The 26,687-nt window shown below is 40.5% G+C and carries 23 protein-coding genes; 15 read left to right on the top strand and 8 right to left on the bottom strand.

Going from position 1 to position 26,687, the window contains the following annotated elements:
* Positions 1-157: 157 nt before the first annotated feature.
* Positions 158-2,425, top strand: a complete 2,268-nt coding sequence (locus FCR06_RS02700; protein WP_189523301.1) for a transglycosylase domain-containing protein — start codon at positions 158-160, stop codon at positions 2,423-2,425.
* 292 nt (positions 2,426-2,717) lie between these two features.
* Positions 2,718-2,945: a photosystem II assembly protein Psb35 gene (psb35, locus tag FCR06_RS02705; RefSeq protein ID WP_138497322.1), complete on the top strand. Its 228-nt coding sequence runs from the start codon at positions 2,718-2,720 to the stop codon at positions 2,943-2,945.
* A 237-nt stretch (positions 2,946-3,182) separates the two neighbouring features.
* Here psb35 and FCR06_RS02710 read toward each other — a convergent pair whose 3' ends face one another.
* The 4 genes from FCR06_RS02710 to FCR06_RS34735 all read right to left on the bottom strand — a co-directional run bounded on the left by FCR06_RS02710 (position 3,183) and on the right by FCR06_RS34735 (position 7,806).
* Entirely contained in the window at positions 3,183-3,605 is a 423-nt protein-coding gene (locus FCR06_RS02710) for a TerB family tellurite resistance protein (protein WP_138497323.1), read from the bottom strand.
* Positions 3,606-3,662: 57 nt separating this feature from the next.
* Positions 3,663-5,060: a 16S rRNA (cytosine(967)-C(5))-methyltransferase gene (locus FCR06_RS02715; RefSeq protein WP_138497324.1), complete on the bottom strand. Its 1,398-nt coding sequence runs from the start codon at positions 5,058-5,060 to the stop codon at positions 3,663-3,665.
* A gap of 130 nt (positions 5,061-5,190) precedes the next feature.
* Positions 5,191-6,645, bottom strand: coding sequence for a glycoside hydrolase 100 family protein (locus FCR06_RS02720; RefSeq protein ID WP_138497527.1), 1,455 nt, complete (start codon positions 6,643-6,645; stop codon positions 5,191-5,193).
* Positions 6,646-7,710: 1,065 nt separating this feature from the next.
* Positions 7,711-7,806 (bottom strand): type II toxin-antitoxin system HicB family antitoxin, encoded by a 96-nt coding sequence (locus FCR06_RS34735; RefSeq protein ID WP_411267977.1) that lies wholly within the window; start codon positions 7,804-7,806, stop codon positions 7,711-7,713.
* A 54-nt stretch (positions 7,807-7,860) separates the two neighbouring features.
* On the opposite strand from FCR06_RS34735, the gene FCR06_RS02735 reads away from it, so the two are divergent.
* The gene (locus FCR06_RS02735) at positions 7,861-9,060 is read left to right on the top strand and encodes a Coenzyme F420 hydrogenase/dehydrogenase, beta subunit C-terminal domain (protein ID WP_138497325.1); all 1,200 of its coding nucleotides are present in this window, start codon (positions 7,861-7,863) and stop codon (positions 9,058-9,060) included.
* Positions 9,061-9,132: 72 nt separating this feature from the next.
* Here FCR06_RS02735 and FCR06_RS02740 read toward each other — a convergent pair whose 3' ends face one another.
* Positions 9,133-10,362, bottom strand: a complete 1,230-nt coding sequence (locus FCR06_RS02740) for an aminotransferase class I/II-fold pyridoxal phosphate-dependent enzyme (protein WP_138497326.1) — start codon at positions 10,360-10,362, stop codon at positions 9,133-9,135.
* Positions 10,363-10,447: 85 nt separating this feature from the next.
* Here FCR06_RS02740 and FCR06_RS02745 point away from each other — a divergent pair, with 85 nt between their 5' ends.
* The 6 genes from FCR06_RS02745 (at position 10,448) to FCR06_RS02770 (ending at position 17,248) form a co-directional block, all read left to right on the top strand.
* Complete coding sequence (locus FCR06_RS02745; RefSeq protein WP_138497327.1) at positions 10,448-11,269, top strand: acyl-CoA desaturase; 822 nt, start codon at positions 10,448-10,450, stop codon at positions 11,267-11,269.
* A 220-nt stretch (positions 11,270-11,489) separates the two neighbouring features.
* Positions 11,490-12,542, top strand: a complete 1,053-nt coding sequence (locus FCR06_RS02750; protein WP_138497328.1) for a fatty acid desaturase — start codon at positions 11,490-11,492, stop codon at positions 12,540-12,542.
* A gap of 265 nt (positions 12,543-12,807) precedes the next feature.
* Positions 12,808-13,887: a fatty acid desaturase gene (locus FCR06_RS02755; protein WP_138497329.1), complete on the top strand. Its 1,080-nt coding sequence runs from the start codon at positions 12,808-12,810 to the stop codon at positions 13,885-13,887.
* 611 nt (positions 13,888-14,498) lie between these two features.
* The gene (locus FCR06_RS02760) at positions 14,499-15,194 is read left to right on the top strand and encodes an NYN domain-containing protein (protein WP_138497330.1); all 696 of its coding nucleotides are present in this window, start codon (positions 14,499-14,501) and stop codon (positions 15,192-15,194) included.
* 156 nt (positions 15,195-15,350) lie between these two features.
* Positions 15,351-16,061: a response regulator transcription factor gene (locus FCR06_RS02765; RefSeq protein WP_138497331.1), complete on the top strand. Its 711-nt coding sequence runs from the start codon at positions 15,351-15,353 to the stop codon at positions 16,059-16,061.
* A gap of 98 nt (positions 16,062-16,159) precedes the next feature.
* Entirely contained in the window at positions 16,160-17,248 is a 1,089-nt protein-coding gene (locus tag FCR06_RS02770; protein ID WP_138497528.1) for a sensor histidine kinase, read from the top strand.
* 969 nt (positions 17,249-18,217) lie between these two features.
* Here the strand turns inward: FCR06_RS02770 and FCR06_RS02780 are convergent.
* From FCR06_RS02780 to FCR06_RS02790, 3 genes are all read right to left on the bottom strand, one after another.
* Entirely contained in the window at positions 18,218-19,099 is an 882-nt protein-coding gene (locus FCR06_RS02780; protein ID WP_138497333.1) for a DUF1190 domain-containing protein, read from the bottom strand.
* 70 nt (positions 19,100-19,169) lie between these two features.
* Positions 19,170-19,763: a DUF1517 domain-containing protein gene (locus FCR06_RS02785; protein ID WP_138497334.1), complete on the bottom strand. Its 594-nt coding sequence runs from the start codon at positions 19,761-19,763 to the stop codon at positions 19,170-19,172.
* 89 nt (positions 19,764-19,852) lie between these two features.
* Positions 19,853-21,427: a pentapeptide repeat-containing protein gene (locus tag FCR06_RS02790; protein WP_138497335.1), complete on the bottom strand. Its 1,575-nt coding sequence runs from the start codon at positions 21,425-21,427 to the stop codon at positions 19,853-19,855.
* Between the two features lie 71 nt (positions 21,428-21,498).
* Here FCR06_RS02790 and FCR06_RS02795 point away from each other — a divergent pair, with 71 nt between their 5' ends.
* The 6 genes from FCR06_RS02795 to FCR06_RS02820 all read left to right on the top strand — a co-directional run bounded on the left by FCR06_RS02795 (position 21,499) and on the right by FCR06_RS02820 (position 26,520).
* Positions 21,499-22,338: a prephenate/arogenate dehydrogenase gene (locus FCR06_RS02795; RefSeq protein WP_138497336.1), complete on the top strand. Its 840-nt coding sequence runs from the start codon at positions 21,499-21,501 to the stop codon at positions 22,336-22,338.
* A 122-nt stretch (positions 22,339-22,460) separates the two neighbouring features.
* The gene (locus FCR06_RS02800; RefSeq protein ID WP_138497337.1) at positions 22,461-22,748 is read left to right on the top strand and encodes a hypothetical protein; all 288 of its coding nucleotides are present in this window, start codon (positions 22,461-22,463) and stop codon (positions 22,746-22,748) included.
* 450 nt (positions 22,749-23,198) lie between these two features.
* The gene (locus FCR06_RS02805) at positions 23,199-24,332 is read left to right on the top strand and encodes a sensor histidine kinase (protein ID WP_138497338.1); all 1,134 of its coding nucleotides are present in this window, start codon (positions 23,199-23,201) and stop codon (positions 24,330-24,332) included.
* Between the two features lie 10 nt (positions 24,333-24,342).
* The gene (locus FCR06_RS02810) at positions 24,343-25,017 is read left to right on the top strand and encodes a response regulator transcription factor (protein WP_138497339.1); all 675 of its coding nucleotides are present in this window, start codon (positions 24,343-24,345) and stop codon (positions 25,015-25,017) included.
* A gap of 404 nt (positions 25,018-25,421) precedes the next feature.
* Positions 25,422-25,628: a glycogen debranching protein gene (locus tag FCR06_RS02815; RefSeq protein ID WP_138497340.1), complete on the top strand. Its 207-nt coding sequence runs from the start codon at positions 25,422-25,424 to the stop codon at positions 25,626-25,628.
* A gap of 334 nt (positions 25,629-25,962) precedes the next feature.
* Positions 25,963-26,520, top strand: a complete 558-nt coding sequence (locus FCR06_RS02820) for a methylmalonic aciduria and homocystinuria type D protein (protein ID WP_189523302.1) — start codon at positions 25,963-25,965, stop codon at positions 26,518-26,520.
* Positions 26,521-26,687: the final 167 nt, after the last annotated feature.

Raw genomic sequence — 26,687 nt, forward strand, 5'->3', positions numbered from 1 at the left:
GCTGACCTCCTGGTTCAAGCCAAGACCAACTAATTTGAGTGACTCTAACGAGGAACCGCGATTGCGGCCTGGTAATCATCATTAACATGAGGAATCCACAACAAATGAAAGCTTACCACCAGCACATGTGGCACAGGCGAGGTAGTTACTGAGCAAAATGAAAATCTTACCATCAAGAATTAGGGTTGATCGGGCAACTGGCAATAAACCAATCTATCGTCGCATCTGGTTTTGGGCAGGTTTGGGCGTGGGTGGTGGGATAGTTGCCTCGATTTACGGCATCAGTGTAATAGATCGGACTTTGCCAGATAAAGCCGAGCTGAATGCTGTGGTTAGAGAGCAAACACTGACTATTAAAGCTGCGGATGGTAGCATACTACAACAACAAGGTGAAGCGACCAGAGAACAGCTAAAGCTCGAGCAAATACCAGATAATTTAAAAAAAGCTTTCATAGCCTCAGAAGATAGAAGATTTCAGCAACATAACGGAGTCGATCCTCAAGGGATTCTCAGAGCAAGTTTGAGTAATTTGCGATCGCAAGGTGTGGTAGAAGGTGGTAGCACTATCACGCAACAATTAGCCCGGATTCTGTTCTTGAAACAAGAGCAGACAATCTGGCGCAAACTTAAAGAAATTCGTTTAGCACAAAAAATAGAGTCAGAATTAACCAAAGATCAGATTCTAGAGCGTTATCTGAATCTGGTTTACTTGGGAGGTGGTGCTTACGGTGTCACAGATGCCGCTTGGGTATACTTTAGTAAATCCCCAGATCAACTTTCTCTAGCCGAAATGGCAACGATTGCTGGATTGGCTCCTGCACCAAGTTTATACGCCCCAGACAAGAATCCTGAAGCTGCCAAACAGCGGCGAAACTTGGTATTGCAGCGGATGCAAGAAGAAAAATTTATTACACCCCAGCAAAGGCAAGCAGCCGTCCAAGAACCGCTGACGCTCAAAACCAGTTTACCCAAGCGACTGGAAGTAGAGTCACCCTACTTTACTACCTACATCCAGAAAGAATTACCGAAGTACGTTTCTGCTGATGTGTTGTCTGGTGGAGGTTTAGTAGTGGAAACGACCTTGAACCCAACCTGGCAGAAAGCAGCAGAACAAGCAGTTGCCAAAACCTTGCGAAATCAAGGAAGTTGGGAGAACTTTAAAGAAGCGTCAATGGTTGCTATCGATCCCCGCAATGGTGATATTAAGGCAATGGTGGGGGGAAAAGACTTTGGCAAAAACCAGTTTAATCGCGTCACCCAAGCACAGCGGCAGCCAGGATCGACATTTAAAGGATTTGTTTATGCAACTGCGATCGCTAGTGGCAAAAGCCCCTACGATAGCTACGAGGATACACCCTTTGTTGTAGATGGCTACGAACCAAAAAACTATGGGAAAAACTTCCACGGCTCAATGAGCATGAGAGATGCTCTCACCCGCTCGATTAATATAATTGCGGTAAAGGTGTTGATTGACGTAGGCTTTACCCCAACAATTAAACTTGCCCATGATATGGGAATTAAATCTGAACTTAAGCCGACTTATTCCCTAGCTCTCGGCTCGAATGAAGTGAATCTCCTAGAATTGACCAGCGCCTACGGTAGTTTTGCCACCCAAGGATTGCACACAGAGCCTCATGGTATCACTCGCATCATCAACCGTGAAGGAAAAGTGATTTGGTCAGCTAATTTCAAATCTAAACGCGCCCTTGATGCTGACAGTGCCGCCATCATGACCTGGATGCTACGCAACGTTGTAGAAGAAGGAACTGGTGGTGCCGCTCAACTAGATAATAGACCTGTTGCTGGCAAGACCGGCACTTCCGATGAAGCCCGCGATTTGTGGTTCATTGGTTATATTCCCCAACTAGTGGCAGGAGTTTGGCTAGGTAACGATAACAACCATCCCACAGATGGCAGCAGTGGTAGCGCCGCTTATACCTGGCATGAATTCATGGAAAAAGCAGTGGAAGGAATGCCAGTAGAAAAGTTTCCCAAACGACCTAAATTAGAAGGTCGCAAAGGCAGCATCAAAGCCCAGTCAATCAAGCCCAAACAAGTGCTGAATCGTTCTATTTCCTCTGATGATGATGAATCACAGCAGGAAACAACTTCTAGAAATTCCGAAGATAGCGGCTCGTCTAGCAGGCGTAGAAGCAGGAGAAGATATTATCAACAAGAAGAACAGCAATCAAGTAACGACTATACCCCAAGAAGGAGAAGACGCGATCGCAGCAGTGAAGAATCAACTTCGAGTAAGTCTTCACAGGAGTCAGCTGCTCCACGGCAGCGCTCTAGAAGAGTAGAATCAGATTCTCCTCCACCTCGAAGAACTCGCCGCTCCTTGCCTCGTGCAAATAATTCCGGTTCATCAGATTCATCATCGCAACCATCCTGGCGGGATAGACTTAAACCTTCTCAGGAATAAATTGAGCATAGGGCATAGGGAAGAGGACATAACATAGATGGGGACATAGGCAAACAAGAAGATGGAGGACAAAAATAGAAGTTACCAATGTCGGTTTTTGACAATCAAAACTTCCGAAGAAAGACTTATTGCCAGTTGTCCCCTGATCTCCCTTATCCATGCGTTAGAGAATTTCCCACTCCCCTCTGTTCCCTCTGCAAGATGAGGTTGCTCAAACTACAGGGGGATGTTAGGTGATAAGCTGATTTTATATTGTGTTTAAAACTGTTACCTAGCCTTGGAGAATACACCCATGCATTTATTGATGCAAGCAGCAGCACAAAGTGCGGCTAATGCTCCTCATTTTCCTTATGCTTTTACCTTAGTATATGTCGTTGGTTTTGTTGCTGCTGTAACTATTGGTTCAATTGCCTGGTACAACTCAAAACGCCCCGCAGGTTGGGAAAGTAAAGAGCGTCCTGATTTTGTACCTAAGGTTAATAAAGAAGAAACTCCAGGTGTCGGTGAACCGGAGTCATAAACAAAGTAATAGTGCTGAGTCTGAGCTAGGGTTAGCCCTTGGCAGTCTATCCTTGGAAAAAGTTGGGCTGCTTCTTTGTCCTTTTGGTTTGGGGGTTCACAGTCGACGGAAACCGCCAAGACTGTAACCCCCTCACTACAAAGTGTTTATGGCAAAAGTTGCCGTTAAAGACTTCTGGCTCAGTAGTGAGTAAAAATTCCCAACTCGAACTCTTAGGGACTGACAAATAAAAAATCGTTAGTTTTGAACTTCAACCCAACGGCGGTAAAGCTTTTGAATTTGTTTGAGAAGTTGAGTGTGAGCCGGTTGAGTTGGTTGATTTAGCTTAGTGATGTCCTGCAATTCGGTCAGGAGTTTAGCTTCTTCGATCGCTACTTCGCCATCGCTGTAAATCAAGCCACTAATGGCTTCAATTAAATTTTCACAGTCTTGCAGGCTAGGGCGATCGCCTAAATACTCCCTGACCCACTCATAACACTCTTTTGGCTGTACGGGAACTAATTCGTACAGCCAAGGCTTAATTTCTGGGTCGTTAGCTAAACCTTTTGCTTGAGCTATTTCGCGGAGATACTGCCGTTCCTCTGGTTGGATTCTGCCATCGAGCCAAGCGGCTCCGATCAGAATCTTAACTAAGTTCTTCACATTGGAATGGGTAACCATTGTTGCCCCCTCTGGTAGATTCAGGCTTCCACCAAATCGTACAATCCCAAACAGTATTCACTCGGAATTGTTGGTTTTTCTTAAGCGCACCATAAAAAAACCATCCATGTCCTGTCGGTGAGGCCAGACTTTGAACCAGCCTTTAGATGAAGTACATGCAGAATCAGGGAACTCAAGGCTGTTGGCAGACTCAATTTGCCAATTAGGTGACTTAGCTAAAAATTCTAAAATTACTTCTTCGTTTTCTGCTGGATGCAGCGTACAGGTAGCATAAACTAGTATACCACCAGGCTTGACAAAATTAGATGTATGTGCTAGAAGTTCTTTTTGGAGCATCGAGAGTTCCCGGACAGATTCTGGTGTTTGTCGCCAACGAGCATCAGCGTGACGATGCATAGTTCCCAAACCAGAACATGGGGCATCGAGTAATACGCGGTCTGCGGTGTTGTAAAATTGGGTAAAATGGCGGCTGTCACCAGTGCAAATTTGAATAGATTGTAAATATAGCCGTTGAGAATTTTCTTGGAGTTTGCGAAGACGAGAAGAAGTGCGATCGCAAGCCCAAATTTTTCCTTTATCTTGCATTAACTCAGCAATGTGAGTTGTTTTACCTCCTGGTGCAGCACAAGCATCAATCACTACCTCACCTGGTTTGGGGTCAAGCAAATGACTTACCAATTGGGCACTGCTATCTTGTACAGTCCACCAACCTTCTCGGAAACCAGGAAGTTTTTGAATTGACCCAGCATTACCGATTAATCGTAGCGCTTGCGGCAAATGACGAACGCGCCTCACCAAAACACCAGCAGATTGCAACGCTGACTCAACTTCCTCCATAGAAGTGCGAAGTGGGTTGATACGCAAGTCAATAGTTGGGGATTGGTTCATCCATTCACACAGTTGTTCTGTCTCAGCAAAACCCAGTTGTTCTAACCAAACTTGAATAATCCAATCAGGAAAACTGTGTAAAATACCCAAGCGTTCCACTGGGTTTTCTGGAAGTTGTAGCGGGTCAGTGTGGAGAGATAAGAAAGTATTTTCTCCCCCTGCCTCCCTGCCTCCCTGCCCCCCTGCCTTCCTAAGATACTGGCGCAATAGACCATTAACAAAACCTGTGAGTCCAGAAAAACCGTTTTCTTTAGCTAGTTGGACGGTGGTGTTAACAGCAGCTGAAGCCGGAATACGCTCTTGATAGCGCAGTTGGTATAAGCCTAGATGTAGGATAGTGCGGAGGTCTTTTGGTTGTTGATGAGATTTCTTTTGGGCAAGTTGGTCAATGAGAGTGTCTAGGGTGCGCTGCCTTCTGACACTACCATAAATTAATTCTGTCACTAGGCGGCGATCGCTATCAAGCAAATTAACTTTTTGCAGCACTCTATCTAGAGCAACATCAACATAAGCCCCTTTGTGAACATCTCGTAGGGCGATAAAAGCTAGTTGACGAGCGTTTGTCATGTAAACATAAATCAGGAGTTATGAAGCTTTTGTATTCTAACTCCTGACTTTACAAATTATTATATTTAGAAATTGGGATTTTAGATTCTAGAAAAAATCTCAATTCTAAAATTGAACAACTCCTAACTTCTTATCGAGGCATATACGGGTCTACACTAGCAATCTCCAATTCACATGCTCTCGAAACCACTTCTGATGGTAATTTTCCAAAAGTAATTAATGGTAAACAAGAGGGGTTAGCTTTCAGTTCTTTTGCTAATAAGAATCCGGTAATTGTCCAAGTTTGATATTTCCTAGCTTGTTTGCCAATTAGTCGCCCTTTCTTACCGTCGTAATACTCGGGCCATTCATCTTTACACAGCCGTGCTTCAGCAATTTCAATGGCTCTTTGTGCCAGACTTGTTTTATTGGTTTTTATTGCTGCTGCTGCTAACATCCACATTAAGACTGGCCAACTACCCGCGTTATGATACGACCAAGGTATATTTTTCGGATCGCATCCAGTGACAATTCTGTACTCTTCATTTTCTAAAGCTGGAAAACAGATTTTCATTGGCATATCTCCCACTAAGTCGTCCCATCGTTTCTCAATGAGAGTCATAATCGCTTGTGACTGTTCTTCAGTAGCTAAATCTGAAATGATTGCCATCAAGTTTCCCAATGCAAAGAAGCGAGTATCTAGCTGCGACGGACCAACATTACCTGCAAGATAACCGCCTTTTTTCGGCAGCCATTTGTCTAATTCATAATAAGGAATTGAGTCTACATATATATTGAATAAATTGACAGCAGCTTTGCCATATTCTTCACTTTTGAAACGATAAACTGCATTCAAGCGATTAAGATCTATCCAATAATGTTGACGAATGTGAGCACATAAAAGAGGTAGGCGGTTATCAATAGCAACGACAATATCTTGATTACCTTGACAAATTAGTAGTTCACGTGATGCACGCAATGCTGTGTAAAAGAGAACTTGCAGTTCTAAAGGATGCCCATAGATACCCATACGACGGTCAATCATACAAGCGCCATCTGGAACCAATAGCGTAGGGTACATATCAAAACGATTCGCCAAGCAAATTTCCATGATTAACCTGATACCATTTTGGAATTCAGGTTGATAGACAAGAGAAAAATCTTCTGTGGTGACTACATAAGCACGTAACAAAATAATCCACCATAGACAAGAATCAACTGGTGTGACTCTGGCGATCGCATGTTCACCAAAGTCTGCTTCTAAATATTCTTGTCCATTTTCAGATAGCACTTTAAAGCTAGCTGGAATTAATCCTCGACCAGGCTTATAGGCTTCTAACGCTTTTTCCTTAGGCTGTAACTTTAAGGTTTCTTCTAAGAAATTGCGAACAATATCTGCTCTACCTTGGAGCAAAAAAATTAAAGCTGAAGAAACAAAATCTCGAATAAAGCACTGGTCATAATTAAGAGCCTCTACAGATGCATCATAAGCGGCTACTGTACCAATTGGTCGTCCTTGATAATAAATAATTGACTTTTCTAATGCTTGATAAGCTTCTGTTACTTCTTTGGAATTCTCAGTAATTTTTAATTCATTTAAGTGCATTGCCGGGATAACTCCATTTCTGTTGTTAATTTGTGGTAGATGCCTCTTCATTAATTTATTTTGCTATTTTTAACGTAACAAAAAAAAATTAAATAGCAAATTTAATTTTGTCAAATCATTAAATAGCGACGAACAAAGCTGCTGATAATTATGCAACTTTATTGATAGTTAATTAGCTTCTCATCAATTATTCTTTCAGTGAATTTTGATTCTTCTTCACCGGAAGTAGTAATTTGATTTTCAAACAGTCACATCAGATATATTTTTAGATTATTTACCTTTGTGTATTTATATCTGGAATCTTTGCTTTACCAGACAAAAACATATCTTCAGTGCTGTTTCAGGTTTGGGCAAAATTTAAACTAGTTACAGTATCTTTACTTAATCGGGATCAGATTTTGACACTAAAAGGCTCAGATTATTCCCCTATAACATAATAATTTATAACGTTTTGTCATAATATGCAAGATAAATGGTCAAAAAAATTTATATGTGAATATTTCTGAATCGCTATATATATTAACTATTGATAGATAATATAAGGTGCTTAGGAAAGTAAAGCCAAAAAAAGTAAAGTAAATAGAATTAAAATTTAAGTCTCATGCACGAGGCGGGAGAGATGCATAGATACCCAGTGGCTTCTGATTAGACTATCTGCTTAATTTTATTAGTAGCTTATTTATCAAACTTTATAAAATTGTCAGCATTTAATTGCTTTTGAAATTCTTTATAAGCTTGATTAATTCTTGCATTGAAGATTTTGCAGTCGCACAAGTGTTCACATCAGGATGATACAATCTTGCTAATCGGCGATAAGCAAGTTTGACTAAGAAACAAAACCTATAACGCCATCAGAAATATCCGTAAAGCAAAAAAAAGGCCAAAATCCTCAAATCCACCAACTTGTTTGTAAAAATTTAAATTATTATGACAAATTTTTAGGTTGTTAAACTAATCACTTCACAGAATAGACATATCCTCTTCCTTGTCTGCATTCTGTGTGTTTTTGGTTCGTTTTTTATAATACACCAGAGCTAATGCTTGAAGTATAGCAACTGCTTGTTCTCATGTCTTTCCGTAAGCCAGTACACCAGGAAAACCAATTACTTCAGCTAGAAGGCGTCCATCTTCTTCTTGTTCAATCTCTATTGTGAAGTTCATAGCCAGTGAAGGTATTGTAATAAAAGTGATTCCTGAATAAAACAAAAAATTTATATGACCTCAGTTGATTCTAACAAGCATAAAAAAGCCAGAGCTTTAAAACCTACTAGCCGTCGCCCTGCTAAAGAACTCTGTAGCGAGTGTGGATTGTGCGACACATATTATATTCATTATGTCAAGGAAGCTTGTGCTTTTCTTAATCAACAAATAGGCGAACTTGAAGAACAAGCACATAGGCGATCGCGCAATCTGGATAATCTTGATGAACTATACTTTGGTGTTCATCAAGACATGATGGCAGCTCGAAAACAGCAACCAATTGCAGGCGCACAATGGACGGGTATCGTCAGCAGTATTGCCATTGAAATGCTCAATCGCGGCTTAGTTGAAGGCGTTGTCTGTGTACAAAATACCAAAGAAGACCGCTTTCAACCTATGCCAATCATCGCTCGTACTCCAGAAGAAATACTAGCTGCAAGAGTAAACAAACCAACACTTTCACCTAATCTTTCAGTATTGGAACAAATAGAAAAATCGGGGATGAAGCGGCTATTAGTAATTGGGGTTGGTTGTCAAATTCAAGCATTACGAGCTATAGAAAAACAACTTGGTTTAGAAAAATTGTATGTTTTGGGTACGCCTTGCGTAGATAATGTTAATCGCGCTGGGCTGCAAAAATTCTTAGAAACCACTAGCCGATCGCCTGATACAGTTGTACATTACGAATTCATGCAAGACTTTCGGGTTCACTTCAAACACGAAGATGGCTCAACAGAAACCGTGCCTTTCTTTGGTTTGAAGACTAATAAACTCAAAGATGTCTTTGCCCCATCTTGTATGAGTTGCTTTGATTACGTTAACTCTCTAGCAGATTTAGTAGTCGGCTACATGGGCGCACCCTTCGGCTGGCAGTGGATTATAGTTAGAAATGATACTGGTAAGGAAATGCTGGATTTGGTAAAAGACCAGTTAGATACGCAGCTTGTGATGTCTAAAGGTAATCGTAAGGAAGCTGTGCAGCAAAGCATTCCCGCTTACGATAAAGGGGTGACTTTGCCGATGTGGGCCGCAAAGCTGATGGGTGTGGTGATTGAGAAAATCGGCCCCAAGGGTTTGGAATATGCGCGATTTTCCATTGATTCGCATTTTACTCGCAATTATTTGTATGTGAAGCGTAATCATCCACAGAAGTTAGAGGAGCATGTTCCGGAGTATGCTAAGCGTATTGTTGGGCAGTATGAGTTACCGGAGTGATATCTCACGCAGAGGCGCAGCGGAAAGTCTCTGCGTGATATTATTGTATTTTATGTTTTTTATATCACATTTTTAACTCATCCCCACCGCATTGATCGCCGCCTCCAATGCGATCGCCACATGAGTCCAATGAGTCCCCCCTTGGCAATAAACGATATACGGCTCACGCATTGGCCCATCTGCCGATAATTCCAAGGTACTCCCCTCAATAAATGTTCCCCCAGCCATCACTACCTGGCTCTCGTATCCCGGCATCTCATCGGGAATGGGGTCGAGATAGGAACCGATAGGAGAATGCTGTTGTATGGCTTTACAGAAGGCAATTAGCTTTTCGGCAGAACCGAGTTTAATTGCTTGAATCACATCCCCACGCGGTGCTAATGGTGCAGGATTCACTGGATAGCCAAGTTTATCAAATACATAACCAGTTAAGTACGTCCCTTTCATCGCCTCTCCCACCATCTGCGGCGCCAGAAATAGCCCTTGGAACAACAAGCGATTTTGGTCAAAGGTAGCACCCCCATAACTACCGATACCGGGGGCAGTCAGACGACAGGCGGCCGCTTCCACTAAGTCGGCGCGACCAGCGACATAACCACCAGCGCTGACAATGGTACCGCCAGGATTTTTAATCAATGACCCTGCGATTAAATCAGCACCTACAGCTGTGGGTTCCCTGGTTTCGATAAATTCACCGTAGCAGTTATCGACAAAGCAAACGGTGTTAGGGTTTTGCTGTTTAACTAGATGGATAATTTTTTTAATATCGGTAATTGATAAACTAGGACGCCAAGAATAGCCACAAGAGCGTTGAATTAAGACTAAACGCGTATTATCAGCCACACTATTAGTTAAAGCTTGCCAATCTATAGTTCCTTGGGGTGTTAGCTCTAATTGGCGGTATTTTATGCCAAACTCTATAAGAGAACCTTGACTTTGACCGCGTAAACCAATGACTTCTTCGAGCGTATCGTAAGGAGAACCAACTACTGCTAACATTTCGTCTCCAGGACGGAGTACACCGAACAAAGCACAAGCGATCGCATGAGTTCCCGAAACAAACTGCACTCGCACGATTGCGGCTTCGGAACCCATAACTTCGGCAAAAACTTTATCTAAAGTTTCTCGTCCTAAATCATCGTGACCATAACCGCTAACACCAGCAAAATGGTGTGCGCCTACACGGTAATTACGAAATGCATCTAGCACTCTTTTAAGATTATGCTTGACCTGAGTGTCAATACCAGAAAAAATTTCTAACAGTGCGTGTTCTGCTTGCCGCAGCTGTTCCAAGCTGTTCATTAGTTCCTCGTTCACAAAAAATTATAAATATGCGGATTTTCAGATCGCGCAGATTCGGCCGAACAATTCCAATTCAGGTTACTGCATGACAATTGCTACCTTAACTAAACCTCAAATCAACTGGGTTAATACCCTGTTTTTCATTGGTCTGCACATCGGTGCTTTATTTGCCTTTGTTCCTAGTAACTTTAGCTGGAAAGCAGTTGGTGTAGCTTTCTTTCTGTACTGGGTAACTGGTGGTTTAGGAATTACCTTAGGATTTCACCGCCTTGTCACTCACCGCAGTTTTCAGACTCCCAAATGGTTGGAGTATGTTTTGGTCTTTTTCGGGACACTCGCCTGTCAAGGAGGGCCAATCGAATGGATAGGGACACATCGTATCCATCATTTGCACTCAGATACTGAACCCGATCCCCATGATTCCAATAAGGGCTTCTGGTGGAGCCATATCGGTTGGCTGATTTATCAATCACCTGCTCAAGCTGAAATTCCTCGCTTTACCAAAGACATTGCAGGAGATCCAGTTTATCAGTTTTTACAAAAATATTTTATTTTTATCCAGATTGCTCTGGGTTTAGTACTGCTAGTTCTGGGTGGCTGGTCATTTGTTGTTTGGGGAATTTTTGCTCGCATTGTCTGGGTTTACCACTGCACTTGGTTAGTAAACAGCGCTACTCATAAATTTGGCTATCAAAGCCATGATTCTGGCGATCACTCAACTAACTGCTGGTGGGTAGCTGTACTAGTTTTCGGTGAAGGTTGGCATAATAATCACCATGCCTTTCAATATTCTGCTCGTCACGGGCTGGAATGGTGGGAAATTGATTTAACTTGGATGACAATCCAATTACTGCAAGCACTTGGTCTGGCTACTAATGTGAAGTTAGCTCCAACGAAAATTAGTTAGAAGCCTCGCAGGAGACTTTAAAAGCTCCGGTTAAGAGTTAGGATATCTAATTTTTTTAACTGATAACTTATCATTTCTAACTCCTAACTTTTTAAAAAGCTATTTACGGGTGCGCTTGTATAGGTTAGGTTGCTATAATCCGAGACGCTAATATTAAGCAACTTTGCGGCAAGTTATTTTTGATGACTTGGTGGAGGAGTTTGTTGTATTTCAGGTGTTCATGACTACATCAATAATTAAGAGCCAGAAACTAAGTGACGAGCCTGCGAATTCTGATTTCAGGCTCAAAGATATTATCAAAACCCTGCCACGGGAATGTTTTGTGCAAAGCCGTCGCAAGGCTTGGACACAAGTAATACTCAGTGTATTGGCAGTTGCTTTGGGGTACTACAGTCTGAGTGTCACTCCTTGGTTTCTTTTACCTCTAGCTTGGATTTTTACCGGTACTGCTTTAACAGGTTTTTTTGTAATTGGCCATGATTGTGGTCATAGGTCATTTGCCAAACGTCGTTGGGTGAATGATTTGGTGGGGCACTTTTTTATGATGCCGTTGATTTATCCTTTTCATAGTTGGCGGATTAAGCATAATTATCACCATACTCATACCAACAAAATCGATGAGGACAATGCTTGGCATCCAATCAGCCCAGAAGTGTTTGAAAGTTGGGACAAAACCCGACAGTCTGCTTTTGAATTGTTCATTCGTAAACGCTTCTGGTGGGTAGGTTCCATTGGACATTGGGCAGTTGTACATTTTGATTGGCGGAATTTCAAAACGAAAGACCAATCAAGTGTCAAGCTTTCTGTAGCTGTGGTAGTATTATTTGCTGCGATCGCTTTCCCGCTCCTGATCGCCACTACAGGTATCTGGGGATTTGTCAAGTTTTGGCTAGTGCCTTGGCTGGTGTACCACTTCTGGATGAGTACTTTTACCATCGTTCACCATACTGCTTCAGATGTTCCTTTTGTCGCAGCAAACAAGTGGAATGAGGCTCTAGCTCAGTTATTTGGTACTGTTCACTGCGATTATCCCCGTTGGGTAGAAATCCTCTGCCACGATATCAACGTTCATGTCCCTCATCATATTTCTACCGCTATTCCTTCTTATAATTTGCGGCTGGCTTACAGCAGCATCAAAGAAAATTGGCGGCCTTATCTACATGATGAATCTCAGTTTTCTTGGTCTTTAATGAAACAAATTACAGACCAATGTCAACTGTACAAAACTGATGTCGGTTATCAGACTTTTAACGAATATTACGCAGAACGATAAACAACGTTTCTAACTTGACTGACGCTCTTGAAGCCAACGAGAGCGTTTATCTTTGTGAAAGTTTAAATAAAATCTGGCAATTTTTGACTCACCAAAATTGTTAGGTAAATTGCCAGAAATTATTCTCTTAGATGTTAAGAGAAGTAGTATCCTGGGCATACTAGTGAAATCAAAAGAAGTATTGACTTGATGTTTCTTTTGCCTTACTTGTTAAGATGATCTTGTCTTAAATAAACTTCCGATTTCTATTCAACAAAAGAACCTAGTGCAATCAAATATCATCACAATCAACGCTCCTCACAGTTCTGAATTATCTGGGGATATTACCAAACTGCCTTTTACTCTTCAGGATTTAAAAGCTGCAATCCCTACTGAATGTTTTCAACCAAATGTGACAAAATCACTTTTTTACTTCTTTCGTGACATTCTGATTATTGGTCTGCTCTATGCAGTTGCTTATTACCTGGATTCTTGGTTTTTCTTTCCGATTTTCTGGTTAATGCAAGGAACTATGTTTTGGGCTTTGTTTGTAGTCGGACACGACTGTGGACACCAATCTTTTTCTAAGCAGAAATGGTTAAATGATTTGATTGGACATCTTTCTCATACCCCCATACTTGTTCCTTATCATGGTTGGCGAATTAGTCATAGAACTCATCACAAAAATACTGGCAATATCGATAATGATGAAAGCTGGTATCCTGTAACCGAGTCACAGTATAAGGAGATGCCGCTATTACAAAAGATAGGTCGATATTATGTTTTTCTATTGGCTTATCCTGTGTATTTATTTCAGCGTTCTCCTAATAAGCAAGGTTCTCACTTTTTACCCAGCAGCCCGCTGTTTAAACCATCAGAAAAATGGGATGTAATTACTAGTACTGTTCTTTGGATTGGGATGGTAGGTTTGCTGGCCTTCCTTACCTATCTATGGGGTTGGATGTGGTTACTGAAGTATTACGCTGCACCTTACATTGTGTTCGTAATTTGGCTCGATTTAGTCACATTCTTGCACCACACTGAATCAGATATTCCCTGGTATCGTGGAGCAGATTGGACTTTTTTAAAAGGTGCGATTTCGAGTATTGACCGTGATTATGGTTTGATTAATCATATCCATCATGATATTGGTACTCATGTTGCTCATCATATATTCCTTAATATTCCCCACTACAATTTGCTGAAGGCGACAGAAGCGATAAAACCAGTAATGGGTGAGTATTTCCACAAATCAGAGGAACCAATTTGGAAATCATTATGGAATTCATGGGTGAATTGCCATTTTGTACCTGATACTGGAAGTAAGGTTTACTACACATCCAACAAGAAGTTAGCTAAGCGCTAAGGTTGAGATTTCTGACTTTTTAAATAAGTCCGAAGATTGCATTTTCAGTTGTCAGTTGTTAGTGTTTTATAGTACTAACTACTGATAACTGTCTGAAGAAGATGAATTTTTATAAAAGTTGCATTAAAGATTAGGTAAATAGCTCGAACTAACTTTTATTTTAGAAGCGATCGCACATTACATTATTTTTACTGAAACTCTGTTCAAATTTGGGCATACTAAGCTTGGGCAAACCTTTATTGAATAAAAATTCATTGAGTTTCAAGCTGTAGGTCATTAAAATACAGAGGTAAAATAAAAAAAGATAAATCGCACTCAACCACCCTTATTCGGGCTTATAACCTTATGGGAAGATATTTTTATTTTAACTCTTGCAGTTACAGTGGGTAAATACTAGCATATCTGTGAGCATAGGTAATATCTGATTAAATCTACCCTAACACCAGTGAAAAACTTGTGTTAAAAGTACTTTCGACTTTATTTAGGAGCGGTTAACTTTATTTGCATCTAGTTACTTCAGTCAATTTCCTGCTAGGGTTATAAATCAGCAGAGACTATACTATGGACAATTTACCTAAAACCCTTTTCAGATTTTAAATTCAGAGGTATCAATGATTATAACTAATTTTAGCAAAAAAAGAAATGAATTAAATGAACCTAAAATACTCAAAGCTAAACCACATTGGCAAGGGCAAAACTTGAGCGATACTGCTATCAAAGGTAAAGATACTAAGATGCGAGATACTGCACCTGATAGTTCCATTTTTAATACCTTGAATCGTGGTCGAGTTGCTATTTTTATTGATGGCTTAAGCCTATTTCATACAGCTTTACAACTCGGCATAGAAATTGACTACGTTAAATTGCTTTGTCATTTAACCAACGGTTCAAGACTTTTACGTGCTTTTTTCTATACTGGGGTCGATCTCACAAATGAGAAGCAACAGGGTTTTCTACTGTGGATGCGTCGTAATGGCTATCGTGTAGTAGCAAAAGATCTAGTTGTGTCAGCAGATAATTTTAAAAAATCAAATCTGAATGTAGAAATTGCTGTAGATATGATCACTTTAGCTCCTTACTATGATACTGCGGTATTAGTTAGTGGAGATGGAGATTTAGCTTATGCTGTGAATGCTGTTAGCAGAATGGGAGTTAGGGTGGAAGTCGTTAGTCTACAAACGACGACTAGCGAAAGCTTAATTGATGTTGCTGACTGCTTTATTGACCTAGATAGTATTAAAACACACATTCAAAAAGATTCTAATCTTGGTTATAGTTACCGAACCCCGACAAATTCAAACTTCTAAAGTCAGAAGATGTGGGGAGTAGGCCAGACAAAAACAGATGTTTGGAGCAAAGGCCTCCTTTGCTCCAAACATCAAAGGACAAAAAGACTGCAACAAGTCTTTGCCTTTGTCTGGCTGTCTAATTAAATCTGCGTATTTCATTAGATGCTAATTTAGATGGATATTTTAATAGTTGAAGATGAAGCAGAAATTGCTCATTTAATCCAACTCTCTTTGGAAAAAGAAGGATTTTTCTGCCGTATTAGTCGTGATGGCATGAATGCTTTACGGATGTTTCAGGAGCAAACACCCGATCTAATCATTCTAGATTTAATGATTCCTGGTTTGGATGGGCTGGAAGTTTGTGCCAGAATTCGCCAGAAACCAGGTGTAAAAGATCCTTACATTTTGATGCTGACTGCTAAAGGCGAAGAAATTGATCGCGTGATTGGTTTATCTACTGGTGCTGACGATTACATGGTAAAGCCCTTTAGCCCCAGAGAGTTAGTAGCCAGGGTACGGGCGCTATTACGGCGTAGTCTCCGTCAAGGGGGACAACATCAAGTCAGTCGTACCCAACACTTTATAGTAGATGTAGACCAGCGCACTGCTAGTCGGCAGATGAATTCTCAGCAACCAGAAATTCTAGATTTAACTACTCTAGAATTTAATTTGCTGACCACCTTTGTCAGTAATCCCGGTCGAGTTTGGAACCGCACCCAACTAATTGACAAACTTTGGGGAGATAACTTTTTTGGTGATGAACGCGTGGTGGATACTCATGTAGCTCGGTTGCGAAAAAAGGTTGAACCCGATCCGGCAAATCCCACTTTTATTAAAACTGTTGTTGGGGTTGGCTATAAATTTGAAGACTCGGCAATAGGTTAACAAGTAAAAAGTAAAAATAACTAAATAAAAATAAATACTGAATTTTTCTTTATTTTTCCTCTTAACTTTTTACTTCGAGTGAAGCAACGGTGAGTGTTATGAAAATGGGGCTGAGAGGACGACTATTTTTTTCTCACTTAGTAGTAATGATAGTGGGAGTAGCTAGTCTAGTTATTATCAGCAGAATTTCTTCCCCTCGATTGTTTGTCTTGCATTTAGAACGACTGGAAAATCAGGGGTTTGATTTAATTGATGTCCGTACTGAATTGGTGGCAGGATTTGAAATTGCTTGGCAGCGAAGCACCGTTTGGTCAGTTTTAGTCGGCAGCACAGCTGCTGGAGGATTGAGTTACTGGGTGTCTAGAAGGATTATGCGGCGGTTGACCGAGATGGAACAAATCACCCAAAAATTTGCTGCTGGTCAGATGGATGCACGATTACCTATGTCTGATATTCCAGAACTCAATGGATTAGGTGCTAGTTTCAACCGGATGGCAGCTAGTTTAGAAGGGGTGGAAGTGCGACGACGAGAAGTGATTGGAGACATGACCCATGAACTACGGACACCTTTAACAGTTGTGCGCGGTTATTTGGAAGAACTGGCTGATGGGGAAATTGAAGCATCTCCAGAAATTTATCGACGTTTAGCTAAAGAAACTAGGCGCTTAGAGCGGTTGGTGAACGATTTACAAGAACTGTCGAAGGCGGAAGCTGGTTATCTGCCAATTAATATACAGCGGATAAATTTGCGTCCGTTGTTAGAGTCATTAGTGGAGAAATTTACTGACCAATTGTTGGAAGATGGACCTGTTCTGTACTTGGAATGTCCGTCTGTGCTGCCTCTTGTGTTGGCAGATATCGATCGCACAGAACAGGTGTTGGTTAATCTGCTTGGTAATGCAGTGCGTTACACCAACGAAGGCTCAATTACTATTCGTGTTGAGATTGAACCATCTAAACTCTGGATTGCGGTTAAAGATACAGGTATTGGCATCGCCCCAGAAAATTTGCCCCATGTGTTTGAGCGCTTCTGGCGAGCTGACCAATCGCGCGATCGCCATTCCGGAGGCACTGGTATTGGCTTAACGATTTCCTGGCGTTTGATTGAATTACAAGGCGGTCAGATTCAACTAGAAAGCGAGTTGGGAATTGGCAGTACGTTTCGTTTTTTTCTACCTTTAGCTTGAGTCAAAGACTTGAAATACAACAAATTGACATCAGCTAGTCACGGCTGTGTCATACCTGATTGCTAGGTTGGAAGTATCTAAAATCTTGATTTTTGAAGATGCGAGATTTGGATACTGTATAGAAGATAATGCTGATTTTGCATTTTTGATTGTATGCCTAATTTTGTTCTAGCTGCTGTTTTGGTTAGTTTACTCACTATATTTGGTTACGCTGCGATCGCCTACTTGTTTCCTCAAAATCGTTTTCCCGATTGAGCAAGTATCATTGGTATCTTTGGTTGGATTTTATTTTTGATTTTTTGTACAACTACTGATGATAAAAAAGATGTGTGTGTTAGAAAAAAGCTGTTAGCTATCGCCACCAACTTTTTCAATAAATTAACTTAATTCTTTGTCTTAATATTTACCAAACTCTCATTATTAGTACAGAATATAGAATGCAAAATAGTGTCATAAGAATTCCCTAAAATCAGGCAACAGATTCAAACCCCCAAACCTATACAAAATCTGACTTTCTTAATTACGAATTGGTATAACTCGCTCCTGAGGAAAGTATGTTATAACATTGTACGGATAATGTTTATTGAGTTTCATATTACCTTAGGGGTACTCAGAGTGAATCAGATAGAATTAAATTTAACTATTGCTTACTTATTAATGACATGCTATTTTTTGACCAATTGGTTAATATTTTCTCTACATCATCCCACTTCGGCTCCAGAAAATAAATTTTTGTCCGTTGTGATTTTGGTTACAACTATCTTTTGGCCTGTGACGATTTTCATATCTGGTTTCAAAATATTCAAAAATAAGGGAATAGACATTAATAAACTAATTCATATTATTTTAACGATATTTATATTTAGTATTTCTTACTAAAAGAGAAGTCCAAGGCTTGGACTTCTCTACACAAAATAGTACCTAACTTTAGTTGTTAGGCAGTCTGTTTTTCAATTTAGAATTTATTGACTAACGGCGTCTACCCGTACCAAATGAACGACTGCCTGAAGAACGTCGGTTAGTCCCAAAACTACTACCAGAATTACGTTTAGTAGTACTAGATCTGCCAGAGGGTTGCAAGTCGCTACCACCAAAGCCAGAACCAGAGGGACGGCTATTACGTGTTGTAGAAGGTGGTGTATTGCGTATATTTGAACTACCAGGATATGACCTTCTAATCGTCCCTGTACTGCGGAAAGCAGTGCGATTTCTCACTGCCGCAGGTGGTTCGTTATAGCGAGTTCGATAGCTTTCAACTGCTTGGTTATAGTTGCTGCCATATCCACCGTAGCCAGTCAGCAGTCCTCCTGATTGATAGACAGGGGGCACATAGTACTGAGGTCTAAACAATAGACTACCAATAGCTTGACCCGCCAAGCTACCAGCCACAGACCCGGCAAACGGTGTCCAGAAGCTATTTTCCTGACGGACTACGACCGTTTCTCGTCTTCCTGTTTCGGGATTAGTTCTGTTCTCGGTAACATTGTGGACGTAGGCAATTTTAAAATCTTCTGTGAGATATAAACTTGGCTGTCCATTTTCTACCTTCAGATAAGTTTTTTTACCTTGCTTAATTTCGTCATCAGTTAGTCGTGCCATTTGCAAATTTTCAGTTGCAAAGGTTGGAGGTGTGTTGTTCAGTAAAAACAGGCTGTACTGCCCAGTTGCATCGTCATAAGTAACTTGTTGAATTTGATACTGACCGTCACTTAATTTGCTGGCAGTCGAGGTTTGGCTAATGTTCTTAGCTGGAGTATTAGCTTGCTCTTGCCCTCCGCAAGCCACACTTGTCAGACACAAACTCAGGGCTAGAAAAACGACTGTAAATTTACGTACTATGGTCATGATCATTGGATTATTGTCCTATCTCCGAGCTTAACAATTTCTTGATGTGAGTAGTAAGTAGGGACTACCCAACATATTACAAAGGAACCAACTCAGGATAATATTCCAACAGTTGATCGCTAGTCAGTTGATCACCTAACTGCGCTGGCGAAAAATGTACTTGCACTGCCCGTAGTTTACGTTTGTAATGCAAATTGATTAAGGCTTTCAATCCTTCCTTAATTGCTTGAACAGTAGAAAAATCGGTTTCCAATTCTGGTACTTCTCCTTCATAAGCTACTGTAATCATTACAATCACATTGCGAGTTACAGGTGCAGATAAAGGTTCATCAAATCCAGAGTCAGAAGTGTAATCTGGTTCGCTGAGATATCTTTGGGCGGAGTCAGTAAATAATTCATTGACGTAATCTCCTGCTTCCCCTTGATCCCAAAAGACATCTCCTTCATTGGCAGCCGAAACCCAATATTCATCGTATTGCAACAGAGTTTGAGACAGTTCTACCAATGCTTCTCCCAAAACTTCTAAGTCGCCATCAGCATCGATCGCATCCCGCCCAGCACTATTTAATGCTCCTAAAATTGGTGCTACCTCACCTCCCCCTAAGTGTAGAAACAGGCGAAAGACTACATAGCGAGTCCGACCAATCATTCTATTAAATGAATCGCGCATTTTTCCTCCTATTTGTCATTGGTCATTTGTTATTGGTCAGTTGTCCAATAATACTTAATATTCCATATACCATGCTCTATGCCTAATAACTAATGACTAATATAGTGAAATCCTTTGACAAAATCTATAACCATATTTAACGAAGGTAATATATATTTGGTTGATTCGCTAGATATATCATCATAAACCGAAGAATTAATAGAAGACCGATTAATAAATCTTTTACCAAAGCTAGGATTATCATGCACAATCAAAGTCTGGGCACTGGAATTTGTTAAAATTATTTGAGTTGGAGCTTTACAAAAATTTAACTTGGCAGCTACTTCGATATTTTTTTTCATTTGTTTGATGATTGTTGCTTTACTGATAACTTGCTCTAGAAGGATATTTAATTGTTTGAGCATATGCAGTGACTTGAGAAATGTTAAATTTGGGTTTGTAACAACTTCAGTATTAATCATTTCCACCATTTGAGAAATATTTTTTTGGGTAGATGCCGCATCTAAAAAGGGAAGAATTGCTATATAAGCGGTGGGAAATAATGCTTCGTCGCTATCTAGACGAAAGGTGAAAATAGTCCGACGACGCCCACTTTCCATGCTTGGGGGTTGTTTTAGTCCCCGGTATTCCTGAGCAATTTGGTAGTAAGCGCCAGCAAGGGCAAAGTTAGCTTCGTGTTCTAGAGCTGCATCAACAATAATACGAATTGTTGGCGGTGTTTCGTTAAAAAAATCTCGCGAATCTTCAGAATGGAATTTTTGGATAATTGAGCGATCGCCACTGGGGCTAAGGTCAACCCATTCACAAGTCATACCTTCAGTTTTTAAACCAAATCTGGAGGTAGCGTAAAGTTTTGCACCGGTTAAAGTCGCACCGGTTAAGTCAGCACCAATCCATTCCGCTCTAATCAATTTGGCTTGGCTTAAATTCGCATGTACTAAACTCGTATTTGTTAAATTGGCATTGCTTAAATCTGCACCAATTAAATTTGCCCCGCTCAATTTTGCTCCGCTCAAATCTGCCCACCTGAGATTTGCCCCGCTCAAATCTGCCCACCTGAGGTTCGCCCCGCTCAAATCAGCACCGCTAAGGTTAGCATGGCTGAGATTTGCCTGTCTGAGTTCGGCATCTCGCAAATTTGCGCCGGTAATATCAGAACGACTCAGGTCAGTGGCGTTTAAGTTAGCCATTTCTAAGTTAGCTCCTGTCAGAAAAGCACCTCTCAAAACAGCTTCACTCAAGTTAGCATTACGGAGATTCGTTTGGCGCAGAGTCCCCTCTCGCAGATCGGCACTGGTGAGGTTAGCCTCCTGCAAATCGGCGCGACTGAGGTCAGCGCGAATTAACTCGGCGCGAATCAGCGAAGCTCCCCTAAGTTGAGCGCGACTAAGATCTGCTCGAATTAAATTCGCGACGTTAAGACTGGCGTTGTCCAGGACGGCACTACATAGATTTACACCACTCAATCTTGCTACATTCAATTTGGCGTTGCTCAAGTTAGCTTCACTGAGATTAGCACCACTGAAATTAACTACACTTAAATTAGCATTGCTCAGATTCACGCCACTGAGTTTAGCCCCGCTCAGATTGGCTTCAGAGAGTTCAATTCCACTAAAGTTTAAGACTCCTACCGCGTATTGTTCCAGCAATTCCTCTACACTCATTGATGCTACCTCTGGGATGCCAACTTTATATAGTTGTAAAGTCGTAAAAAATCAAATGTCAAAATTAAACAATGAATATTGGAATTTTAGGACTGGGACTGATTGGCGGATCTTTGGGTTTCGATTTGCGATCGCAAGGACATCATATATTGGGAGTTAGTCGCCGTGAATCCACCTGCCAAAAGGCAGTCGCCTTTGGCAGTGTTGATCAGGCATCAGTCGAGCTGAGCCTGTTGGCAGACGCAGAAGTTGTATTTATTTGTACGCCTTTAGCACTTATTGTGCCCCAATTTACACAATTAATTCCTTATTTGTCTGCTACTACAGTTGTGACTGATGTTGGTTCGGCGAAAGTAGAAATAGTCAAAGCTATTTCTCCGCTTTGGGATAATTTTATCGGTGGTCATCCAATGGCGGGAACAGCAGATAGTGGCATAGAAGCTGCACAGCGGCATTTATTTGTCGGTAAACCTTATGTACTAACACCCTTAACCACAACACCAACCACTGCAATTACAATTGTCGAAGAAATTGTGCGATCGCTAGGGACGAATATCTATCATTGTCAACCAGAACAACATGACAGGGCTGTGAGTTGGATTTCTCATTTACCCGTGATGGTCAGTTCTTCGTTGATTGCTGCTTGTTTGAGTGAAACTGACCCAGAGGTTCTGCAATTAGCCCAAAAGCTAGCTAGTTCTGGTTTTCGGGATACCAGCCGTGTAGGTGGTGGGAATCCAGAGTTGGGGGTCGCGATGGCGCGGTATAATCGTCAAGCACTGCTGTTGTCGCTGCGTCAGTATCGCCACAATCTCGACGAGTTGACTAACTTAATTGAGCAGGAAAATTGGGCAGTTTTAGAGTCAAAGTTTAAATCAATGCAACAGGCACGACCTAATTTTGTTGAGTAGTGGTAATAGAGTACGTTACGCTATTGATAACGCACTCATTACTACATTTAGTAAATTAATTGCTGATTTGTTGTGAATGCTTTTTCAAATAGTTGATTTGTGTAAATTTTTCAAAATAAACAATGGTAGAACGCCCAATCAAAAAATCAGAACGTCAGTCTCAACCAAGTACTGACAATAATTCGGAAAATTTGGATTCCATACCTCCTGTTGAATCCAACCCCAAAAGCTCAAAGCAAAATCGTAATCGCTCGTCTGGTAAAGGAAAAAAAGGCTCCTTTGCAGATGAAAACAAACAACCTGTTAATCCAGCATTAATGCGTGGGCCAAAACCCATTAAACCTCCAGCTAAAGTTAAAACAGAAGTTGAAACTGAATCTGAGCCTATCTCTGAGGAGTCTGAAGGTTAATACTAATTCTCTGTAACGATGCACTAAATAAAATATTGCCACTTTACGCCTTTGCGTGAGCTTAATTAGCTAGAGTATTAAGTGCAGCTTCATGGAGAAATGGTATAACTTCTTGCACAAGTCTTTATCAAAAGAAAGACAGTTATCTTGAAGGCAGAAGGTAGCTATGTTTACAGGTTTTTTAGCGTGGAAATATAACTACCTTCATGACGAATTATAATTCATAATTTGGGAGTTAGAATAGTTAAAAAATGAAATAAACTATGATTACTTAATTTATAGAACATCCTAAAGTATTGGTAAATTCTGGTTGATGAAGATTGAGCTTTAAACTTAAATCTAAAAAATATAAAACTTAGATATATTGAAAAAAATATTTATTTTTGAAAAGATAAAATTATATAATTATTAGTTTATTTTTATGAGGATAAATATTGATGAATAAGAATTATGTTAAGTCAATTATTGACGATTAAACAAGCACTGAATAAGCGTAGTGAGACATATTTGCTAATAGTGATCGCCTTTGCTGTCGTGATAGCTTTAGAATACATGACACCACCTGAGTACGTATTTGGTTACCTCTACACAGGGACGATTTTGTTAGCAGATTCTCGATTGAATCAAAGAGCAGTATTCGGTGTCACCCTTGCAGCTACAGGATTAACATTACTAAATTTGTTTGTCCCAGGAGGAGAAATAATTAATCTTCCAACGTTGGCAAACAGATTAATTGCAGTTGTGGCACTGTTAGTAACTGCGACTTTAAGCGAACGCAACCGTCACAACAAAGAAGCGATCGCTTATACTCAAGCACAATTACGCTCCCAAGAACAACTAGCTGCAATGCGTGAAGATTTTATTTCTACCCTCACTCATGATTTGAAAACACCTCTACTAGGAGCAATTGAAACCCTACAATATTTTCAGAATGAGCAATTTGGTCAAGTCACATCAATGCAATCAAAAGTATTGCAAACAATGGCTCGTAGTCATCGCAGCACACTGCAATTAGTCCAAACTCTTTTGGATGTCTACCGCAATGATGCCGAAGGGCTGAAACTACAGATATCGCCTGTTAACTTAGTAACTGTGGCAGAAGAGATAATAGCCACCCTAACGGAACTAGCAAAAACACGTCAGGTTTATATATCTCTGCACTATGGCGAATCAGATTTTCGCAGCTTTGTTTGGGTAAATGGTGATTCCTTGCAACTGGGGCGAGTTTTCACCAATCTATTAAGTAATGGCATTAACCATACTCCCCGTGGCGGTAAAGTAGAAGTAGTACTTGAAAGTTATTCTAACGAGCAAGTGGTAAAAATACTCGATACTGGTTACGGCTTTAACGAAGAAGAGTTACCCCACTTATTTGAAAGATTTTATCAAGGACACAGCGATCGCCATCTATTAGGATCGGGACTAGGGCTTTATTTAACCAGGCAAATAATTACAGCTCATGGAGGTACAATTTGGGCAGAAAATCGCTCACCACGAGGTGCAGTGTTTGGTTTCCGACTTCCTGCCTGTCCGCCACCGGAGAGATGGGGAGATGGGGAAATCGGGAAACAAGGGAAACAATGACTAATGACCAATGACTAAAATCTTACTCGTTGAAGATGATGAATTATTTCGGCTTGGTTTGCGGATGCGGTTGCAACAAGAAACTAGTTTGGAGATTGTTGCAGAGGCAGAAGATGGAGAACAAGCTGTAGAATTAGCCAATCACTATCCTCTGGATTTAGTTCTATTGGATATTGGTCTACCCGGAATTGGCGGGATTGAAGCTTGCCGTCAAATTAAGCAAAAGCATCCAACTTTACCAATTCTTGTTTTAACATCTCGTTCCGAAAAGCCGCTGATTTCACGCTTAATTGCTGCTGGCGCACAAGGTTACTGCCTCAAAGGTATTCCCGCTGATTCTCTGATATTAGCAGTGCGATCGGTTGCAGCTGGGGCTTCTTGGTGGGATCAAACAGCAACAACAGAAATTAGAGCAGCTTTTGAGGGTAATTCTCCGGCAGTGCTACCGAAAAAAACTGATGAACCCGTAGAAAATCCTTTAACAAAGCGCGAACAAGAAATTTTAGCACTGGTAGCAGCTGGCAAAAGCAATCAACAAATTGCTGAAATTCTCTACATTGCCCCTGGTACAGTAAGGGTTCATGTCCATGCAATTTTACAGAAATTAGAAGTACGCGATCGCACTCAAGCCGCAGTCTTAGCTATCCAAAAAGGATTAGTTGCACCAGAATTGTTGATTAACTAAATAAACACCTGTTACATCACTAGATTTTACCAGGCCAATTGCAACTACTTTCGATGGAAATTTAGCTATAAATCAAAGAGTCAAAACATCTATCCTAATTTCTGAGGTCTCTGCCATTGAAGGTGATATTAACACAATAACTAATACTAACTTCCTCGTTACTCTTTTCAATCCCAACTATTAAACGGTGAGTATGAATTATAATATTAGCAATTGCACAGTCAAAATTTTTGATTTGGATGACGATTCTGCATTGGGAACAAGTTTCACAAGCCTAAATCAACAGCCTACGCATAAATATTTTACAAATCATTTAGGACTGCTGTATATAAAACTTGTAGAGCATTTATTATTTTAAAATGATGAATAACTTTTTTGAGTAAAGTTTTTGAGGAAATATTTCAATGACTATTTGGGTAAATGAGCAAATAGATCCGTCTGGGATGATTCATGCTTGCATCGCTTGTTGTGACGAGTCTCAAGCCAAAGATTGTCATCATTCCTTTGAGAACAATTTGACACAAGCGCAAAAAGCAGCAGGTTGGGTAGCGCAATTACGCACGGTTGATTCTTGGGATGAGGTACCTGTCAATTCTTTAAAACTCAATTAATTGATAGCAATCTGATTTAGACATGATCTGTAGTAGAAGCGATCGCTGTGTTATCGACTTCTTGATGGTCTTAGGCGCAGATATTGGTGATCAAATTGCAATTTTTCATTGATTTATTTTTCTGTAACCTAAATTATACTAAAAATCAACCCAGCAAATCTGATTAAAACAGGTTAAGAAAGCAGAAAAATCAGATTAAAACTATCAAATTATTCTCAACGATTCCTAGCAAAACGAATCTATTATATAACTGTGATGATTTTTCTGAACTATTAAGAGTTATCATCTATACCGGAGATTAAATTAAAAAACTTGCAAAAACCGAATCAATTTAGTGAACTATCCCAAAGTTTACACTTCGGAGCAAGGCTATCCCATTTATTTAGTTGGCAAAACGGGACAAGCGGTTCAAATTACAATTCATCCCCCCAGTCAATATATCTGTGCCAACTGCGAACGGATATTGCCAGATTGGAAACAGCAGCCATTTTTACGAGTAGTGATTGTCTTACAGCAATCGCGTTATCAATTAGTGGAAAAGACCGCAGAAGTAGAGATAGAGAAACAACGCTTGCGAGAAAAGTTTATGATTTTTGGCTGCGATTTAGCATTTAATCTGCGCGATCGCGGTTATTTAACAGACTTAATCGACCCTCGTACAGGCTATCCTTTATTATCCCATCCTGGAGCAATTCCTCACGACGATTCAGCAGTTGTTCAAGCTTTACTCAATTATCCTGTGATTAAAAATCAATGCCGTGTGTTAATTCATCCCCAATGGGGTACAGCAGTTTATCCTAGCATTTTGATCTCAGAAGCTCCCCCAATTGTAATCGAATGGATTATTAAAGGTATAGCTGTGATGCATGGGTGGAAAGAAATTGATTATTAATTTGTAATAGATACTAAGCTGTCACACATTTAAGTTGTACATTTAGCTGATGACTCATACCGTTTGAGTTTAAAATTGATACAAATAGGCCGCAGGGGAGCAAGGGGCAGGGGAAAAGAATTAAAGACCAATCATTTGTATCAAATATTTCGTGAAATGGTATCATA

This window comes from Nostoc sp. PA-18-2419 (genome assembly GCF_005869855.1).
GTDB lineage: Bacteria > Cyanobacteriota > Cyanobacteriia > Cyanobacteriales > Nostocaceae > Nostoc.